We start from the raw sequence: 18,624 nt of genomic DNA on the forward strand, positions 1-18,624 counted from the left end.
CCTATGGAAAAACGTAAGGACTATATTAGCTGGGATGAATATTTTATGGGTGTTGCTATGTTAGCAGGGCAACGCTCCAAAGATCCCAATACACAAGTAGGGGCTTGTATTGTGAGCGATGATAATAAAATTTTATCTATCGGTTATAATGGTATGCCCTTAGGTTGTGATGATGATGATTTCTCTTGGAATCGTAATCGAGAAGAAGATAATAAATATTTTTATATCGTTCATAGTGAACTGAATGCGATTTTAAATTATCGTGGTGGTTCACTAGAAGGAAGTAAAATATATGTCACTTTATTTCCTTGTAATGAATGTGCAAAAGCCATCATTCAAAGTGGTATTAAAGAAGTTATCTATTGGCGCGATGATTACAAAGATACACGAGAAGTGCAAGCATCAAAACGATTGTTTCAAACTGCCGGAGTAACTATTACGGCTTATGAACCAAGTGGTAGACAATTATCTTTACAACTATAATTGTAAAGGCTACATCTGTATATAATAAGGCTGAACTTGAGGATATATTCCTAAGTTCAGCCTTTTATGTTGGAATAGTATAATATCGAACAAAAGAACGGCTAGTTTCCATTAAGGGCTAGCCGTTTGTATGTTCGATATTTATTTGTTGTTACCCATTACTTTTTTGATGGCTTTTACACTTTTAGAAGTAATATTTTTGCCAGTTTTTGTCAACCGTGTACGAGTTCGTGTAACTCTACCCATAGCAGTTAGAGAAGACTGTTTACGAGGCTTCATGTCTCTTTCATTACCGAAGTCACCACGACGGATGCTAGTAGCCTTTACTTTTTCAGAACCCACAGATCGTTGTAATTCTTTCATAATTACTTTTGGTTCTACAGATTTTTCAAATGTATATACATCTGCTGCTACATAGCCTAATTGTGGATATGCATGAAGAATTACATGGCAGTGATGGGATACGGCTACCAAGAAGATTTCATCTTCTAAAATTTGGCAATCGATTTCCTCAACACATTGATTTGTAATTGCTAAGGCATTTACAATAGCATCTTGTAAGACAGCAGGAGATTCTATTTTTTCATCAATACATGAATATAAATCAATTAAAACGTGTTCACCTAAAACGTGCATGTTTTCACCTACTTTCATTCATAGTCTATTATATAAAATATTTTTGATTTTGTAAATTTGTTATACTTTTTTGTAATAGTTATGATTATAAAAGTTAATTATAGAATTTACGAAACTCTACTCCTATGGTAAGCTATAGGTAAGACATAGAGAGCTATGCCCCTTTGAACGAGTCGTTCAAATTTGTAAATCATACTACATATAGTAATGCTAGGAGGTCCTATTATGAAAGCACCGTTACGTTACGATTTTGCTTCTTTTTCTACGGAAGCACAGGCCGTATGCCCTGATCGAGTATTTACAGATTTTTTACACCGCTATGCTTATGGTGTAGATGCTTCTTGTTATTCGTATGTACCACAAGTAGTGGTGAAAGTTAATAATGAATCAGAAGTGATTCGTATTTTAGCTTTAGCAAATCAATATGGTACACCAGTGACTTTTAGAGCAGCAGGTACATCTTTATCTGGACAATGCTCTAGTGAACATGTATTAGTGGTGGCGAATGATGGCTTTAAACGAATGGAAGTATTAGACGGAGGCAAAGCATTACGTTGCGATTGTGGCGTTATTGGGGCCGATGCGAATGAAAAGTTAGCTCCTTATGGACGCAAAATTGGCCCAGATCCAGCTACTATTGCAAGTGCTTTAGTAGGGGGGATTTTCAATAATAACTCTTCAGGTATGTGCTGCGGTACTGTAGAAAACTCTTATCAAACGGTGAAATCTGTACGGGTCGTATTAGTGGATGGTACAATTTTAGATACTAGCGATCCAGCTAGTGTACAAGCTTTCATGACCTCTCGTGCTGACCTTGTGAAAGGCTTATTAGACCTTCGTCAATGGATTTTTGATGATCCTGAATTAGTAGAATTAATCCAACGTAAATTTAAAATTAAAAATACTACAGGTTATTCGATTAATACGTTAGTAGATTTTGAAGATATTGTAGATATTTTAAATCATATTTTTATTGGTTCTGAAGGTACATTAGGGTTCGTATCAGAAGTGGTATATAATACAGTAGAAGATAAGAAATTCAAGGCTTGTGGTCTTGTGTTCTATAAAGAGCTATCCGATGCGTCTCGCGCAGTTGTAACCTTAGCGAATATGGGACGTCAATATGTAGTATCTGCGGAAATGATGGACTACCTCAGTCTTAAGAGTGTACAAAAATTAGAACAAGTACCGGACTTCGTACGTGGAGTGCCAGAGGGTACTAGCTGTATTCTATTCCAATCTGAAAGTAATAATGAGCAAGAATTAGAAGAACAAGTGGAATATATTAAAGAACAATTAAAAGATATTCCAACTATTATTCCTAGCTTATACTCTACGAATCCGGAAGAATATAATTCTTGGTGGTATATTCGTAAAGGGTTGTTGCCAATTGCAGCAGGACAACGTAAATCTGGTTCTACGGTAATTACAGAAGATGTATGTTTTAAAATTGAAGATTTTGTTAAAGGCATCGGTATCATTACAGAGTTATTCCGTAAATATGATTTTATGGATAATGGTATTATCTTTGGACATGCTTTAAGTGGCAATGTTCATTTTATCATTACTCCAGACTTGAATGATCCAAGAGAACGTGATAATTTTAGTGGACTTGTGAAAGAAATGGCAGAACAAGTAGCAGCTGTAGAAGGTAGTATTAAAGCAGAGCATGGTACAGGTCGTATGGTAGCTCCATTCGTTGAGTTAGAGTGGGGTGTGAAAGCTTACCAAGTTAACCGCCGTATCAAAGAATTATTTGATCCTAATTACTTAATCAATCCAGATGTTATCATTACAGATGATCCAGATGTATATAAAAAGAACTTGAAAGCGATGGCGGCTATTGATCCATTGTTCAATATGTGTATTGAATGTGGTTTCTGTGAAAAGAACTGTCCATCTAAAAACTTAACATTAACACCACGTCAACGTATTTCCTTGGTACGTGAAGAAACACGTCTTCGTCAAGAAGGTAAACATGCAGAAGCAGATGCATTATCTGAAGGTTATCAATACTATGGTGTTGATACATGCGCAGCATGTTCTATGTGTTCCATGTTATGTCCATTAGGCATTGATACAGCGCAAATTGCATTATCTGTTCGTAAAGTAACAGCAAAAGGTCATGGTATTGCAGAAGCGATTTATGACAATTTCCCAGCTACCTTGGCAGCAGCTCGCATGGGGGTTACCTTAGGTGGTGCAGCAGGTAAAGTGATTACCAATAAGTTAATCTCTAAAATCACAAAAGGGGCTCACGAACTAACAGGTGTGACACCATATGCACCAACTACATTGCCAAAAGCTAACCGCCATACCTTGAAAAATCAACGTAACACAGTAGGCAATGATAATGTTGTGTATTTCAGTACTTGTGCAAATCGTGCTTTCAAACCAAATCAAGGTCAAAAAGATACTCGTAGCTTGCAACAAGTGATGGAAAACTTATGTAAAAAAGCAGGTTATAATGTCATTTATCCACGTCATATTGAAAACTTATGTTGTGGTTTGAGCTTTGAAAACTATGAAGACATTGATAAACGTGCATTACGCGATTTAGAAAATGCTTTATTAGAAGCAAGCTGTGGTGGTGTATATCCAGTTGTGATTGACCATTCTGCATGTTTCTCCCATGCTTTCAAACATATTAAATCTGTAACAATCCTTGATGTATCTGAGTTCTTATACACACATATTGTTCCTAAATTAGATATTGTGAAGTGTAAAGAGCGTGTTATTGTTCACAAACAATGTAAAATCAAAAAAGCTGGCAAAGAAAAATACATTGAACTGCTTGCACGTGCATGTACTGATGAAGTATTCAATATTAAATCCTTTACATGTTGTGGTTTCGCAGGGCAAAAAGGTTTCTTTACACCAGAATTGAACCATTCCGCTACACGGGATTTAGGAGATGAAGTGAAAGAGTACGGGGCTACATTAGGAGTAAGCTCTAGCTCCACATGTGAAATCGGCTTAGGCGAACGTGCAGGTATTCCATTCATCGGTATTGCTTACCTATTAGATGCATGTTCTAAATAACTGTGTAATATATTCATACAACATGAAAAGAAAAGCAGCCCCTTTAGGGCTGTTTTTCTTATTACATTGCTATAGTAAGCAATTTATGATACAATAAAGTCATCTTATAAAGATAAGAACTAAAATCAAATAAAGAAGTCTTTGAGGCAAGGTGCGAGGGGAACCTCAATTCCTGACCGGCGGTATAATAGTCCGCAAGCTCTTGAGAGCAGATCCGGTGATATTCCGGAACCGACAGTAAAGTCTGGATGGGAAAAGACAGTATATTGATAGCTATTGTGTATGTTATCAAATATTTGGAATGCTAAAGGGACTATGTATATAGTCCCTTTTTTGTGTAGAGGTGAGCCATGACACATATGACAACTGATGAAAAATATATGGCAAAAGCGATTGAATTAGCGGAAAAAGCAAGAGGATGTACATCTCCAAATCCAATGGTAGGAGCTATCATTGTAAAAGATGGGCGCATCATTGGTGAAGGATATCATCAAAAAGCCGGCGAGCCTCATGCAGAGGTGTATGCATTACATCAAGCTGGTATGGATGCTAGAGGAGCTACCTTATATGTGACACTAGAACCGTGCTCACATTATGGAAAAACACCGCCATGTGCTAAGCGCGTAATAGCTGCAGGTATCTCTAGGGTTGTCATTGGTATGATTGACCCTAATCCATTAGTAGCGGGTAAAGGCCTAGCTATGCTACAAGAAGCGGGCATAGAAGTGGAGATTGGCGTTTTGGAACGACAATGTGTGGAAATGAATGAAGCATTTATTACATACATTAAAACGGGTAAGCCTTTCGTGATTTTAAAATCTGCTATGTCCATAGATGGAAAGATTGCTACTGCCAGTGGTGAATCAAAATGGATTACCAACGAAGAAGCAAGGCTAGATGGTCATCGTATTCGTAAAGAAGTAGATGCTATGTTAGTAGGGGTAGGTACGATTATAGCGGATGACCCATTACTAAGTTGTCGTCTTCCACAAGAAACCGTAGAAAATCAACCGCATTTATACATTCTAGATTCTCAAGGTAGAACTCCACTAGATGCAACCATTTGGACAGTGCCTAATCGGAATATAACAATTTTTGTTGGAGAAGACTGTGGACTAGAACAAATAGGAGCTTTCAGTGATAAGGGTGCAGAAGTTATTGTGACGCCGTCCAATGAAAGAGGTTTAGATATTTCTTTTATTTTGGAAGAACTAGGCGCTCGTCAATGTATGAGCCTGCTTATTGAAGGTGGAAGCCAAGTGGTGGCTAGTTTTGTAGAAACTAAATCTTTTGATAAATTGGTAACCTACATTGGAAATCGTATTATTGGAGGTATTGGAGCTACACCAGCTGTGGGTGGTTTAGGCTTTTCTAGTTTAGACGAAGCAGTACAGCTAGATATTGATGAAGTGATGGCTGTTGGTGATAATATGAAAATAATTAGTTATCGAAGAGGAAGAGAAGGCGATTATGTTTACGGGGATCATTGAAGAAATAGGGACCATACAGAGTGTAAAACGTTCCCAAAGCTCGCTTACCCTTGAAATTGCAGGAACTATCATTTTCGATGATTTAAGAATTGGTGATTCTGTAGCGGTCAATGGTGTATGCTTAACAGCCACGAACATAGGAGCCCAAAGATTTACAGCAGATGTGATGCCAGAGTCAGTTAAAATGACATCATTAATAAATCTTTCAGCAGGAAGTAAGGTAAATTTAGAACGAGCTATGGCTGCCAACGGTCGTTTCGGTGGCCACGTAGTGGCAGGGCATGTGGACGGTCAAGGCAAGATTATCGGTAAGGATCATGTGGGTAATTCCATTGTGTTCCGTATTGCTGCCGATGATGCCATTCTACACTATGTTATATACAAAGGGTCTATCACTGTGGATGGAGCTAGTTTGACTGTTTCCAAGGTGGGAACTGGTTGGTTTGAAATTTCTATTATACCTCATACGATTGGAAACACTATTTTGCAATATGCTACTATTGGTACTACAGTGAACTTAGAAACAGATATTTTTGGCCGTTATATTGAGCATTTTATGAAAGAAACTCATCTGGAGTCTACTAATACTAGTACAGTGACGATGGATACTTTAGTGCGTAACGGCTTTTTATAGAAAGGATGATATTTATGTCCTATACATTAAACTCTATTGAAGAAGTAATTGAAGACTTAAAAGCAGGAAAGCCTGTGATTATTGTAGATGATGAAAGTCGTGAAAACGAAGGTGATTTAGTTTTGGCTGCTGAATTTGCTACTCGTGAAACTATAAATTTTATCATCAAAGAGGCTAGAGGTTTGCTATGCACGCCTATGTTGGAAAAAGACTTGATTCGTCTTGGTATCCATCAAATGGTAGAAAAAAATACGGATAATCATGAAACAGCGTTCACTGTATCAGTAGACTATGTGGATACGACCACAGGTATTTCTCCAGAAGAACGTGCTATAACGATGCAAAAACTTATTGATCCAAATGCAAAACCAGAAGATTTTAGACGTCCTGGACACGTTTTTCCATTGCGTTACAAAGAAGGTGGAGTATTAGTACGCCAGGGCCATACAGAAGCGTCTATTGACCTTTGTAAATTAGCTGGATTATATCCTGCGGCAGCAATTTGTGAAATTACCAATGATGAAGGCTATATGTCACGTATGGATGATTTATTGGCTTTCAGTAAAAAACATAATTTAAAGATTGCTTCTGTAGAAGCTTTAGTGGAATACAGAAAGCGACACGATAGATTAGTAAGCATTGCAGCAGAAACAAAACTGCCTACAAAGTTCGGTGATTTCCGCATCATTGTGTTTAAAAATGAAGTAGATCACAAAGAACATCTTATGATTGTAAAAGGTGATGTACGTGGAAAATCTGATGTGTTGATGCGTATTCATTCTGAGTGCTTAACAGGAGATGTATTTGGTTCTCATCGCTGTGACTGTGGGGAACAATTGGAAAATGCATTGCGCTCTATTGAAGAGCAAGGAGAAGGCATCGTTATCTACATGCGTCAAGAAGGGCGTGGCATTGGATTAACGAATAAAATTAAAGCCTATACACTACAAGATCAAGGGTACGATACAGTGGAAGCCAATGTGAAACTAGGATTCCCACCAGATATGCGTGAATATTCCTTAGCGGCACAAATGTTGCGCGAATTAGACGTGAAGAGTGTTAAGCTGTTGACGAATAATCCAGAAAAGAAAGAAGATTTAGAACGTTGGGGCATTACAGTATCTAAACGTGTTCCTATTGTGATTAAAGCCAATAGCATTAATGCAAAATATTTGAATACAAAAAAAGAAAAAATGCGCCATATGTTGTAAAAAAGTATGAAACTAGCAACTAGCAATTAGCTCGCTCAGGTCTGAATATGTCTGATAAAAATAGAGGAGAATGACAATGATTCAAGAAGGTAAATTAATAGGTACAGGTAAGAAATTTGCTATTATCGGCTCTCGTTTTAATGAGTTCATCACATCTAAATTGATCAGCGGGGCGAAAGATGCCTTGTTGCGTCATGACGTGCAAGATAGTGACATTACTACTATTTGGGTACCAGGTGCTTTTGAAATTCCATTGATTGCACAAAAAGCGGCAAAATCTGGTAAGTATGATGCTGTTATCTGCTTAGGCGCTGTCATCCGTGGTGCTACAACGCATTACGATTATGTATGTAACGAAGTGGCAAAAGGGATTGCTCATGTATCCTTAGAATCCGGTGTCCCTGTTATGTTCGGTGTAGTCACAACGGAAAACATTGAACAAGCTATCGAACGTGCCGGTACAAAAGCCGGTAATAAAGGATTTGATTGCGCTATGGGTGCTATCGAAATGATCAATCTATTGGAATCTATGTAGAAAGAAGGATATCCGTGGATTTTATTAAACGTTATACAACAGCAGAAGGGTTGCGGCTATCCATTGCCGTAACTACTGATACTGTAGAAGAGGCGAGAGTTCGCCATGATTTGTGGCCGGTAGCAACAGCTGCGTTAGGTCGTACTATGACTGGGGCTATGCTAATGGCTAGTGATTTTAAAAATGATGAAAATGTAAGTATCCGATTGCGTGGTGATGGACCTTTGGGCATTGTTCATGTGGATGCATTCAGTAATAACACTGTACGAGGATATGTGGACCATCCGCATGTAGATGTACCACTATTGCGAGAAGGAAAGCTTGATGTAGGGGCTGCTGTAGGGCGTAATGGAGAGGTTCAAGTGACTCGCTTTACTAAACTTCGTCAAAACTATACTTCCCAAAGCCCTATTCAAACAGGTGAAGTGGCGGAAGATTTAGCTTATTATCTAGCTATGTCTGAACAAGTGGGATCTGTATTAAGTCTTGGTGTATTAGTAGATCCAGATTATCATACTATTGTGGCAGGTGGCTTTTTAGTACAAGCTTTACCAGATGTAACAAATGATGCATTTGATACAATTGAAGCAAATTTGAAAACTATTGGACCTGTGACTAATTATTTGAAAGCAAATCCTAATGCGGAACACTTGATGGAACGCATTTTGGATGGATTTACTGTACAAGAAGTCTATAGTGAGCGTATTCATTTCGCATGTCCTTGTAGTCGGGAACGATTTTTTGACCGATTAGCAAGTTTGCCAATGCATGATAAACAAGAATTAGCTCAAGATGAAGTGACAGAATTAACTTGTCACTACTGTAATGAAAAATATCGCTTTTCTAAGGAAGACATGCAAACCTTATTAATCGAAGAAACACATTAATGCTACTTGTTTCTATGGAGGGACCAGTATGAAAAGTATTGAATGGAATGGATCAGAAGTTATTATCTTAGATCAAACGAAATTACCTGCATCTGTGGAATATGTACGTTGTACTGACTGGCGTCAAGTGGCTGAAGCCATTAAAATGCTTCGTGTGCGCGGGGCCCCTGCTATTGGTGTATCAGCTGCCTATGGATTAATTCTTGCCTTCCGTGAGAGCTATCATCGTGGTGGGGCTAGTGCAGAGATTTTGTCTGAATTTAGAGCTTTTGCGGAAACCTTACGCCAAACTAGACCGACAGCTGTTAATTTAATGTGGGCTATTGATCGAGTATTGCGTATTGTAGATACTTTCACAGGCGATATTGGCGAGTTAGATGCGGTTCTTGTAAAAGAAGCTATCGCTATTGATACTGAAGATGTTGCCTTAAATGAAAGTATGGCAAAACATGGAGCTACATTATTCCAAGATAAAGAAACATATCGTATTTTGACACATTGTAATGCAGGAGCTTTGGCTACAGCAGGGATAGGCACCGCATTAGGAGTGATTCGAGAAGTCCATGCACAAGGTAAATTGGATCGTGTGTATGCAGATGAAACAAGACCGTTATTGCAGGGGTCTCGACTAACTGCTTTTGAACTTCATGAAGATGGTATTCCTGTGACATTACAAACAGATAATATGGCTGGTTATGCTATGCAACAGGGTCTTATTGATGCAGTGATTGTGGGGGCTGACCGCATTACTTTAGAAGGTGATGTGGCCAATAAGATTGGCACATATAGTGTTGCCGTATTAGCCAAACATCATAATATTCCATTTTATGTAGCTGCTCCGTATAGTACATTTGATTTCTCTATGGCAAGTGGTAATGATATTCCTATTGAAATGCGTAATCCTCAAGAGGTACTGCAATTCCAAGGCGTTCCTTCGGCACCGCAAGGCATTGAAGTATTGAATCCGGCTTTTGATGTAACACCTCATGATTTAGTGACCGCTATTATCACAGAAGAAGGCGTATTACGACCTCCGTTTAACGAAAGTATTCGCAATTTACAAGAAAAGAAAAGGAAATAGGAGTTGAACATGGTTGATGTTGTTATCACACATGTAGATGTGTTACAAGAAAATTCAATTGTAAGAGATATAGCCATTGTCATTGAAAATGGATATATTAAAGAATTTGTTTCTAATGATGCTGTACCTCAAGCTAAAGAAGTGATTGATGGTAAAGGTATGCTAGCAGCCCCAGGAATGGTAAATACGCATACTCATATTGCTATGGGCTTATTGCGTAATTACGCAGATGATTTGGAGTTAATGGATTGGTTACAAACTGCCATCTGGCCAGCGGAAGCTAAATTGAATAATCACTTAGTCTATTGGGGTACACAGTTAGGTATTGCAGAAATGTTCCGTTCTGGTACTACTTGTTTTAGTGATATGTATTTCTTTATGGATCAGACGGCTGAGGCTGTGAAAGAAACAGGTATTCGTGCCGTTTTATCTCGTGGTATGGCTGGTGTGGCACCTACGGCAGAACAAGCTTTAGTAGAAAGTAGAGAATTATTCCTTAACTATCATGGATATAATCAGCAGCAAATTAAAGTTATGCTAGGTCCTCATGCACCATATACTTGTCCCGATACTTATTTAGAACGAGTGGTTCAATTAGGTCATGATTTAGGGGCACAAGTTCATATGCATTTAAGTGAAACAAAAGGAGAAGTGGAAAATGTTATAAAAGCTACTGGTAAAACTCCTATTGCACATATGAATGACTTAGGCTTGTTTGATTTAGGTTGTTTAGCAGCCCATTGTGTGCATGTAACAGATGAAGATATGGATATTATGAAAGAAAAATCTGTTCGTGTAGCTCATAATCCACAATCGAATTTAAAATTAGCCAGTGGTATTGCACCAGTGCCAGAAATGCTTGCTAAAGGAATTGTGGTAGGCTTAGGTACAGATGGTTCTGCTAGTAACAATAATGCAGATATGCTAGAAGAAGTGCGTTTAGCAGCTATGCTACATAAAGCTCGTTTATACGATCCATTGGCAATACCTGCTCAAACGGCTTGGGAGCTTGGTACAGTCATGGGTGCCAAAGCATTAGATTATGATGATCTTGGTGTATTAGATGCAGGATACCGGGCAGATATTGTTCTCTACGATACATCTGGATTGCACTGGCAACCACGGTATAATGATGTAGCCTCTTTAGTCTATGCCGCTAACTCTTCCGATGCTAATACTGTATTAGTAGGTGGTAAAGTAGTGATGAAAGATAAAGAACTTCTCACCATTGATGAAGAAAAGTTGCGTTATGAAATACAACAAGCGCAGGCGATCTTTCAAGGGTAATGCTATCCATCAGTGTATCCCGGCATAGTAGTTATATATAATTCCTATGCTGTGATCATGGGTCATAGTAGGGTTCTAATAATATGAAAGTTTAATAGGTATAACCTATATAAGCGAGGTCTTTATGGCCTCGCTTTTAATTGACAAAAATTATCAACTATTATATTATAAAAATAATTGATTTAACAATTTGTAAATTTAAGTAACAAGTGAGCAAGTGCTCAATATATAGTATTCGGATAAGTTCCATTTTCCTTAGGGAAAGTGGATTTTTTTATTAGGAGGAAACTAATGCGATTGTGGAATGCAGTAGCTTGTGCCTCTGTTCTATGTGGTTTGATGGTGCTATCAGGGTGCTCTTGGACTGCTGATACGCCAACAGCAGTGACTCAAGAGACATCAACAAGAACGGAAATTGACAAGACGGGAACTTCTGTGACTATGCCAAGTCATCCCAAACGGGTTGTCATCTTAAATACAGCCAATATTGATATGTATTTGGCCGTTGAAGGAACTATTGTGGGGCGTATGGATGCTGCCTCTTTGACAGGAGAGTTACAAGAAAAGGTAAAAAACATTCCCTCTGTAGGGAATACATATAATCCAGATGTAGAAAAGATTATTAGTCTACATCCAGATTTGGTGATTGGTATGAATATAGCAAATCATATAAAACTTCGGGAGGCTTTAACATCGGCGAACATTCCTTTGTATATTAATGATTTAGATTCCTTTGAAGATGTCAATCGGTCCTTGCAACTATTCGGCGAGCTAACGAACCATCCAGATATAAGCAAGGTGCAAATAGAGAAAATTAATACTGTATTTTCAGACTATCAAGGGAAAATAAAGGATAAGCCACATCCTAAAACATTGTTGTTACTGGGTACACCAGGTAATCTAAACGTCAGCACAGATCATTCTTTCAGCGGTAAATTGTTAGATACATTAGGTGCCGATAATATTGGTAAATATATGAAGAGTGAAGCCCCTTATGTGCCATTGAGTTTAGAATTTATACAGGAACAAAATCCTGAGCGAATTATTTTTGTTGTTATGTACCCAGACCCATCGATTAAGGAATCCTTTTTGAAAGAGATGCAGTCGAATCCAGCATGGCAACATGTAAAAGCTGTAGAAACGGGGCAGATTCACTATGTGCCGGGTGGTTTATTTGCCTTGAATCCTGGTACACGGATTACGCAAACACTGGAATTAATGTACAAAGCATTATATGAATAAATGTATTAGGAGGTTTTATCATGAATAAACTTTTAAAAGCATCCTTATGTGGAGCTATTTTCAGTACTTTATTAGCACCTGTATATGTAACACATGCAATGGATACAAGTGATAATAATATAGTAGTTATTACGGCATCAAAACGAGAAGAAACTATTAAAAATAGTCCTGCTGCGGTACAAGTTATTACTCAATCAGATATGAAACGATTAGGGGCAGATACAGTAGAAAGTGCTTTACAATTAGCTGATAATATTAATTTATCAGAAGCAGGCATGACTGGTAATCAGGTAATGATTCGTGGTATGGAATCACGCCATTCCCTTGTGCTCGTAAACGGCCGCCGCTTAGCCGGTGAAGATGCATCCAATACGACGAATGTGTACACTTTGCGCCGCATTAATTTAGACCAAGTGGATCGCATTGAAATTGTCCGTGGATCATCCTCTGCTTTATATGGCTCAGATGCTATGGGCGGTATCATTAATATTATTACGAAGCAGCCTACCGATATGTCACAATCTTTTGGTGTATCTAGCGGTACTAAACATGAGCAAGCACATTATACGTTTAATAGTGGGACTCAAGGTCGTTGGAATGCAAGTATCAATGTGAATGTGACGAAAGAAAGACCTATTAATCGACATATGGCAGATCAGACTTTCAATGCGAGAACAAAACAATTAACAGGCTATACAGAAGGATATCGTCGTATCATGTATGGACATAAACAATCCTATAATAGTAGTGTTATTTATGATTTAAAAAATGCTAACCAAAATAAAATTAAAGTAGATTTCAGTTATTTTAAAGAAAAACTACAAACTGATAATGCTGATAAATATGCAACTGTATTCCATAAAAGTGGAATGGTATTTATGGCAGGGGCCAAAATAGTTCCTGTGAATTTAAATAAGCAAGAGCAGTTTAATAATAAAAGTATTCAAACTGGAATTACCTATACAGGTAAGACTGCAAAAAACACCTATGAAATTTCTACCTACTATAGTCAATTAGATAAAAATTATCTAATGACAGATGACCGTACTTTACCTGAAGGTATTATTAATGTGATGATGCCAAGTAAACCATCAACACCACCAACATCATTGAAGTTTGATTATCAGTCCTTATATCCAGCTAATGATTACGATACGGCTAAATACAAAAATATTGTCCTCGAAGGAAAGGACACTATGTATGTAGGGGATCATCATAATGTAACATTTGGTGGTGAGTATCGACGTGTTATCTATGAAGGTACACGCCTAGGTGGATTAGATGCACATAAAATGAAACAAACTAAAAAGTTTCATTATGATTCTTGGGCAACCTATGTAGAAGATTTATGGCAAGTAAATCCAAAACTATCTTTCACACCAGCTATTCGGTATGAACATAATAGTCAATTTGGGCATAATGTAACACCAAAAGTGGGTGTAGTCTATGGAATCGATACACATACGCGGGTGAAATTTAACTTTGGTAAAGGATACAAAGCACCAAGTATTTCAGAATTATACTTAAATATGTTCCACACAACACCAATGGGAGTGTTGAATATTGTAGGAAATCCAAATTTAAAACCTGAAACTTCTACATCTTTGGATGTTGCCTTAGAAGCTGAACGTGGTAAAACATTTGGTAAAGCCTCCTATTATCATACAAGAGTAAGGAATCTAATTGATAGTCATCGGATCCAATCAGATGTGGTAGGAGTATCACAACGCCATGAATACTACAATGTTGGTAAAGCAAAAATACAAGGTTTTGAAGTCACTTTAGGTCATAAATTAACCGATAAATTTATAGTAAAAGGTACTTATAATTTGGTGGATGCCAAAGATATGAGTACTCATGAACGTTTAAGTAATCGTCCGCGTTCTATTAGCACGTTACAGCTGATTTATGATGACCATAAATCCAATGGATATAGTGCTGTATTATGGAATAGCTTTACACATAAATATGGTTTTGAAGAAGCGCGAAATCGCGGTACTAATAGTTATAATGAATACTCTTTTAATACATTAAATTTCAGTGTCAATAAAAAATGGAATAATGGATTATCTGCCTACATAGGAATTGATAATCTATTAAATCGTGAAGTTCATGATTTGTATATTGATGGTCGTATGTATCGCATGGGTATGGAAATGACCTGGTAAGATAAAATCCTAGAGAGTATAGGGGACTAGGCTTGACAAATATATGTCAACTGCTTATAATATCTGTATGTGCGTATATAAATTACCTGCACTTCCATTATACGTTTTGGAGGGGGGGATATAGATGTCAGAAATTAAAGTCGGTAAAAATGAATCGCTTGAAAGTGCACTTCGTCGTTTTAAACGCTCCTGCCAAAAAGCAGGTGTTTTATCTGAAGTACGCAAACGCGAACATTACGAAAAACCAAGCGTAAAAAGAAAGAAAAAATCTGAAGCAGCAAGAAAACGCAAATTCAAAGCGTAAGTCAATCTTGGAGGTACAACATGTCCTTAAAAGATCAGCTTAAAACAGATATGAAAGAAGCTATGAAAGCTCGCGAAGCGGGTAAGGTTGCTCTTTCAGTCATTCGCATGGTAAATAGCGCCATAAAAAATACAGAAATCGATAAGAAAATTGAATTAGAAGATTCAGATATTATCGCTATATTAGCGAAGGAAATGAAAATTCGTCAAGATTCTTTAGCAGAGTTTGAGAAGGGTCATCGTGATGACTTGATTGCTCAAGTAAAAGCTGAGATGGAAGTATTAGCAAAATATTTGCCTGCCCAATTAAGTGAGGAAGAAATTCGTCACATTGTGGTAGAAGCGATTTCCACCCTGACTGCACCGATTAAGATGGGTGACCTTATGCCATTGGTAATGCCAAAGACTAAGGGCTGTGCAGATGGCAAGTTAGTCAATGCAATTGTCAAAGAAGAACTTGCAAAAGTCAACTAATGAGTTGACAGACTTATTTGATTATGTTACTATAATCGCATAATATAATACTAAGTCAATGAGGACTCTAAGAAACATAGTTTCTTAGAGTCTTTTTGTTTATTATGAGGAGGTTTATCATGAGCAAAGAATTATTATACTACATTCCAGCGGGCCAATATGGTAAAGAAGGTGTTCTTGCCTTACTAGAACAACATCCAGAAATTCGTTTTGTATCTTTAGTAGGGGTTGATCTTGCAGGTAATGATACAGATGAAAAAATTCCAATGGAGCAATTCTTTGATGATTATGAATCTTTTTTTGAAGGTCGTGCGGTACAAACAGATGGTTCCTCTGTTGTATTAACTAATATTGCAACATTGAACAATGCCCGTGTAGATATGTGGGGCGATCCAAGTGTGAATTGGTTTGTAGACTATAACTATGAACATATTGATGAAAAAACAGGTAAACCAACTGGTACACTTCGTATTCCAGCATTCTTAAAACACTGTGATCGTTATGTAGACTCTCGTTCTATCTTAAAACGTAGCTGTGAATATGTAAAAGAAAAATTGATGAAATTATTACAAGCGAACCAAGTAAAAGGTATGGAATTTATTGATGCTAATGAAATTGCAGATGTTATTTTCACTTCTGCTACAGAATTGGAATTTTGGGTGAAAACACCGTCCAGAAATGTAGATGCAAAAGCGTTATCCGTATCTCAAAAACTACAAGAGCAATACTGGCAACGTACCCATGGTTCCGTACGCACAGCTTTAGAAAAAGCAGTATCCTTATTGGATAAATATGGTTTACATGCAGAAATGGGCCATAAAGAAGTAGGCGGGGTAAAAGCCAAACTTGACGATGAAGGTAATGTGGACTGGGTATTAGAACAATTAGAAATTGACTGGAAATATACAAATAATCCATTGCAAACAGCAGATAATGAATTACAAGCCCGTATCATTGTTCGTGAAGTGTTCCGTGAAAATGGTTTAGATGTTACTTTTAATGCGAAACCAATCATCGGTGTAGCAGGTTCTGGGGAGCATACACATTTTGGTGTAATGGTGAAAATGAAAAATGGCAAAGTCCACAATTTGTTCTCCCCAGCGGATTTACGAAAAGAACATGCTAGCCCATTGGCATATGGTGCTATTATGGGTTTATTAAAACACTACGAAGCTATCAATCCATTTATTTCCTCCACAACAGACTCCTTGAACCGCTTAAAACCAGGCTTTGAAGCACCTGTATGTATCGTAACATCCTTGGGTACAGATCCTGCCTTGCCAAGCCGTAATCGTACTATCCTTTGCGGATTAATTCGCGATGTAGATACACCGATGGCAACACGTTTTGAATTGCGTTCTCCAAACCCATATACGAATACATATACTGCATTAGCATTGATTTATTTGTCTGCATTTGATGGTATGAAGTATGTCATTACATCTGGTAAAGTACCGGAAGCAATTTTGGCAGAATTGTCCAAAAAAGAAGGGGAAGCTGCAGACTATTTAGAAGCATCTCGTGAATATCGTTCTGAAGTGGACGTATTTGATGATTTAACACAAGAAGAGCGTGATCGTAAATTCGGTAAAGCGCCAGCTACTGTATGGGAAAATATCCAAGGTTATACAAACAACCCAGAAAAAGTAGCATCCTTAACACTAGGTGGTGCTTTTGAACAAGATTTGATGGATTCTTTCATGGCTGGTATTTTAAAACGTTGGACATTAGAATTAGCGAATCGTATTGTACCTGCTAACATTCAATTAGTGCGTTCTTTACAAGCAGTTCATGACTCTGCAGATGCATTTGATAGTGCGAACTGGAATAAAGTCAATACATTGCGTTTATACTTGGCAAAAGATAGTGTAGATAGCAAATCTTTATTTACGCGCATCACTGATGCATTAGCAAAAGGTGATTATGATATAGCGTCTACATTACAAGTTGAAATGAATGAAAAAGTGCTTGAATTAGAAGCGTTGTATACAGAGTATACTCGTAATATTCTATAATAGGTACTTAGTATAAAAAAGGACTGACCACAACATTGTGTTCAGTCCTTTTACTATGATAATCTATAATCTTTCGCCAGTATTAGGCTCTTTACCATATCGAACGACTAATACTAAACTGATGACTAAGGCCAAGATAGCAGAAGACCAAAGAAATAAATCTATAGCAGATTCATGAGATACGATGATCAGTCGAATGATAGCTGTGATACCAATGTAGATAAAGTACCGAAGAGGAAAGTGGAAGTTATTTTTAAAATATTTCACCACTAATGATAGAAACTCAAAGAATAGAAAGAAATTAATAATTTCTTCTAAAAATGTAATATATGCTACTTCGGTTGTGAATAAACCTGGTATGAGCGTTACAATATGAAATGCTGTATTCAAAACAGCTACGGTTAATACAATGCCGATAGAGAATAGAGTGAAGTTTAGAACCCACTGAAAAAATGTAGATACTTGTTGCAAAAAATAATTCATTTGGACCTTTCCAATAAAAAAGGGTGGAGTGACGAATCACTGCACCCTTATGTATTTACTCAGTAACAATTAAACTAACGCTTTAGTTGCCGCTTCAGCTGCATCGAAGTTAACAGCAGATGTTACTTCTGGCACGTATTCTACATAACGAACTACGTCGTCTTTGTCGATGACAACGATACCACGAGATAATAAGCGTAAGCCTTCAAGAATGAAACCATAATTTTCGCCGAAAGAAAGATCGCGGTGGTCAGATAAAGTTTCAACTTGGTCGATACCAGCAGCACCACACCAACGTTTTTGAGCGAATGGTAAGTCTACAGATACTGTCAATACAACAACGTTTTCACCTAATTTAGAAACGTTTTGATTAAACCAACGAGTTTGCGCATCACATACGCCAGTATCCAAAGATGGTACTACAGAAATAACTTTAACTTTACCAGCATAATCAGCTAATGTTTTTTCACCTAAGCCATTGTCTAATAGTGTGAATGCAGGAGCTTTATCACCTACTTTTACTTCTTTACCTAATAAAGCGATTGGGTTACCTGCAAATGTTACTACACCTGTACGTTTTTCCATTGTATGTTCCTCCTTAAAATACGGAATATTATCTTTTGTATAATGACATTATAACATGGTACAATAAA

General features: G+C 37.4%; 17 protein-coding genes and 1 riboswitch. Of the genes, 14 read left to right on the top strand and 3 right to left on the bottom strand.

Features of this window, described 5'->3' with window-relative positions; all coding sequences use genetic code 11:
• Positions 1–3 precede the first annotated feature (3 nt).
• Positions 4–483: a dCMP deaminase family protein gene (locus tag EO111_RS02020; protein WP_009354146.1), complete on the top strand. Its 480-nt coding sequence runs from the start codon at positions 4–6 to the stop codon at positions 481–483.
• Positions 484–624: 141 nt separating this feature from the next.
• Here EO111_RS02020 and EO111_RS02025 read toward each other — a convergent pair whose 3' ends face one another.
• Positions 625–1,119, bottom strand: a complete 495-nt coding sequence (locus EO111_RS02025; RefSeq protein ID WP_062402869.1) for an S-adenosylmethionine decarboxylase family protein — start codon at positions 1,117–1,119, stop codon at positions 625–627.
• Positions 1,120–1,344: 225 nt separating this feature from the next.
• On the opposite strand from EO111_RS02025, the gene EO111_RS02030 reads away from it, so the two are divergent.
• The 13 genes from EO111_RS02030 (at position 1,345) to EO111_RS02090 (ending at position 17,488) form a co-directional block, all read left to right on the top strand.
• Positions 1,345–4,161 carry an FAD-binding and (Fe-S)-binding domain-containing protein gene (locus EO111_RS02030; protein ID WP_127010398.1) on the top strand — a complete coding sequence of 939 codons (2,817 nt, stop codon included), beginning with the start codon at positions 1,345–1,347 and terminating at the stop codon, positions 4,159–4,161.
• Between the two features lie 133 nt (positions 4,162–4,294).
• A riboswitch (FMN riboswitch) is annotated at positions 4,295–4,425 on the top strand.
• A 95-nt stretch (positions 4,426–4,520) separates the two neighbouring features.
• A complete protein-coding gene (ribD, locus tag EO111_RS02035; RefSeq protein ID WP_164727602.1) occupies positions 4,521–5,651 on the top strand; it encodes a bifunctional diaminohydroxyphosphoribosylaminopyrimidine deaminase/5-amino-6-(5-phosphoribosylamino)uracil reductase RibD in 1,131 nt (376 codons plus the stop codon).
• Positions 5,632–6,285 carry a riboflavin synthase gene (locus tag EO111_RS02040; protein WP_009353516.1) on the top strand — a complete coding sequence of 218 codons (654 nt, stop codon included), beginning with the start codon at positions 5,632–5,634 and terminating at the stop codon, positions 6,283–6,285. The genes ribD and EO111_RS02040 overlap by 20 nt, the downstream gene beginning before the upstream one ends.
• A 14-nt stretch (positions 6,286–6,299) precedes the next feature.
• The gene (locus EO111_RS02045; protein WP_127010402.1) at positions 6,300–7,496 is read left to right on the top strand and encodes a bifunctional 3,4-dihydroxy-2-butanone-4-phosphate synthase/GTP cyclohydrolase II; all 1,197 of its coding nucleotides are present in this window, start codon (positions 6,300–6,302) and stop codon (positions 7,494–7,496) included.
• Between the two features lie 70 nt (positions 7,497–7,566).
• The gene (gene ribE / locus EO111_RS02050; RefSeq protein WP_127010404.1) at positions 7,567–8,031 is read left to right on the top strand and encodes a 6,7-dimethyl-8-ribityllumazine synthase; all 465 of its coding nucleotides are present in this window, start codon (positions 7,567–7,569) and stop codon (positions 8,029–8,031) included.
• Between the two features lie 14 nt (positions 8,032–8,045).
• Positions 8,046–8,918: an Hsp33 family molecular chaperone HslO gene (hslO, locus tag EO111_RS02055; RefSeq protein ID WP_127010405.1), complete on the top strand. Its 873-nt coding sequence runs from the start codon at positions 8,046–8,048 to the stop codon at positions 8,916–8,918.
• Between the two features lie 28 nt (positions 8,919–8,946).
• Positions 8,947–9,999, top strand: a complete 1,053-nt coding sequence (gene mtnA, locus EO111_RS02060) for an S-methyl-5-thioribose-1-phosphate isomerase (RefSeq protein WP_062402860.1) — start codon at positions 8,947–8,949, stop codon at positions 9,997–9,999.
• Between the two features lie 9 nt (positions 10,000–10,008).
• The gene (locus EO111_RS02065; protein WP_127010407.1) at positions 10,009–11,286 is read left to right on the top strand and encodes an amidohydrolase; all 1,278 of its coding nucleotides are present in this window, start codon (positions 10,009–10,011) and stop codon (positions 11,284–11,286) included.
• A 291-nt stretch (positions 11,287–11,577) separates the two neighbouring features.
• Entirely contained in the window at positions 11,578–12,528 is a 951-nt protein-coding gene (locus EO111_RS02070) for an ABC transporter substrate-binding protein (RefSeq protein WP_127010409.1), read from the top strand.
• 20 nt (positions 12,529–12,548) lie between these two features.
• Positions 12,549–14,696 carry a TonB-dependent siderophore receptor gene (locus tag EO111_RS02075; RefSeq protein ID WP_127010411.1) on the top strand — a complete coding sequence of 716 codons (2,148 nt, stop codon included), beginning with the start codon at positions 12,549–12,551 and terminating at the stop codon, positions 14,694–14,696.
• 124 nt (positions 14,697–14,820) lie between these two features.
• A complete protein-coding gene (rpsU, locus tag EO111_RS02080) occupies positions 14,821–15,000 on the top strand; it encodes a 30S ribosomal protein S21 (protein WP_009353131.1) in 180 nt (59 codons plus the stop codon).
• Positions 15,001–15,020: 20 nt separating this feature from the next.
• Positions 15,021–15,473: a GatB/YqeY domain-containing protein gene (locus EO111_RS02085; RefSeq protein ID WP_062402848.1), complete on the top strand. Its 453-nt coding sequence runs from the start codon at positions 15,021–15,023 to the stop codon at positions 15,471–15,473.
• A gap of 119 nt (positions 15,474–15,592) precedes the next feature.
• A complete protein-coding gene (locus EO111_RS02090; protein ID WP_127010413.1) occupies positions 15,593–17,488 on the top strand; it encodes a glutamine synthetase in 1,896 nt (631 codons plus the stop codon).
• A gap of 63 nt (positions 17,489–17,551) precedes the next feature.
• Here the strand turns inward: EO111_RS02090 and EO111_RS02095 are convergent, their stop codons facing one another.
• Positions 17,552–17,971 carry a phosphate-starvation-inducible protein PsiE gene (locus EO111_RS02095; RefSeq protein ID WP_240642212.1) on the bottom strand — a complete coding sequence of 140 codons (420 nt, stop codon included), beginning with the start codon at positions 17,969–17,971 and terminating at the stop codon, positions 17,552–17,554.
• 69 nt (positions 17,972–18,040) lie between these two features.
• Positions 18,041–18,556 carry a thiol peroxidase gene (gene tpx / locus EO111_RS02100; RefSeq protein ID WP_126940278.1) on the bottom strand — a complete coding sequence of 172 codons (516 nt, stop codon included), beginning with the start codon at positions 18,554–18,556 and terminating at the stop codon, positions 18,041–18,043.
• Positions 18,557–18,624: the final 68 nt, after the last annotated feature.

The sequence above is a fragment of the Veillonella sp. CHU594 genome, assembly GCF_003992265.1.
Taxonomy (GTDB): Bacteria; Bacillota; Negativicutes; order Veillonellales; family Veillonellaceae; genus F0422.

Excerpts from the sequence above, each read along its gene's own strand:
- EO111_RS02030 (WP_127010398.1), top strand. The coding sequence starts at position 1,345 with ATGAAAGCACCGTTACGTTACGATTTTGCTTCTTTTTCTACGGAAGCA.
- EO111_RS02070 (WP_127010409.1), top strand. The coding sequence starts at position 11,578 with ATGCGATTGTGGAATGCAGTAGCTTGTGCCTCTGTTCTATGTGGTTTG.
- tpx (WP_126940278.1), bottom strand. The coding sequence starts at position 18,556 with ATGGAAAAACGTACAGGTGTAGTAACATTTGCAGGTAACCCAATCGCT.
- EO111_RS02075 (WP_127010411.1), top strand. The coding sequence starts at position 12,549 with ATGAATAAACTTTTAAAAGCATCCTTATGTGGAGCTATTTTCAGTACT.
- EO111_RS02040 (WP_009353516.1), top strand. The coding sequence starts at position 5,632 with ATGTTTACGGGGATCATTGAAGAAATAGGGACCATACAGAGTGTAAAA.
- ribD (WP_164727602.1), top strand. The coding sequence starts at position 4,521 with ATGACAACTGATGAAAAATATATGGCAAAAGCGATTGAATTAGCGGAA.
- EO111_RS02045 (WP_127010402.1), top strand. The coding sequence starts at position 6,300 with ATGTCCTATACATTAAACTCTATTGAAGAAGTAATTGAAGACTTAAAA.
- EO111_RS02020 (WP_009354146.1), top strand. The coding sequence starts at position 4 with ATGGAAAAACGTAAGGACTATATTAGCTGGGATGAATATTTTATGGGT.
- EO111_RS02085 (WP_062402848.1), top strand. The coding sequence starts at position 15,021 with ATGTCCTTAAAAGATCAGCTTAAAACAGATATGAAAGAAGCTATGAAA.
- EO111_RS02025 (WP_062402869.1), bottom strand. The coding sequence starts at position 1,119 with ATGCACGTTTTAGGTGAACACGTTTTAATTGATTTATATTCATGTATT.
- mtnA (WP_062402860.1), top strand. The coding sequence starts at position 8,947 with ATGAAAAGTATTGAATGGAATGGATCAGAAGTTATTATCTTAGATCAA.
- rpsU (WP_009353131.1), top strand. The coding sequence starts at position 14,821 with ATGTCAGAAATTAAAGTCGGTAAAAATGAATCGCTTGAAAGTGCACTT.
- EO111_RS02090 (WP_127010413.1), top strand. The coding sequence starts at position 15,593 with ATGAGCAAAGAATTATTATACTACATTCCAGCGGGCCAATATGGTAAA.
- EO111_RS02095 (WP_240642212.1), bottom strand. The coding sequence starts at position 17,971 with ATGAATTATTTTTTGCAACAAGTATCTACATTTTTTCAGTGGGTTCTA.
- EO111_RS02065 (WP_127010407.1), top strand. The coding sequence starts at position 10,009 with ATGGTTGATGTTGTTATCACACATGTAGATGTGTTACAAGAAAATTCA.
- ribE (WP_127010404.1), top strand. The coding sequence starts at position 7,567 with ATGACAATGATTCAAGAAGGTAAATTAATAGGTACAGGTAAGAAATTT.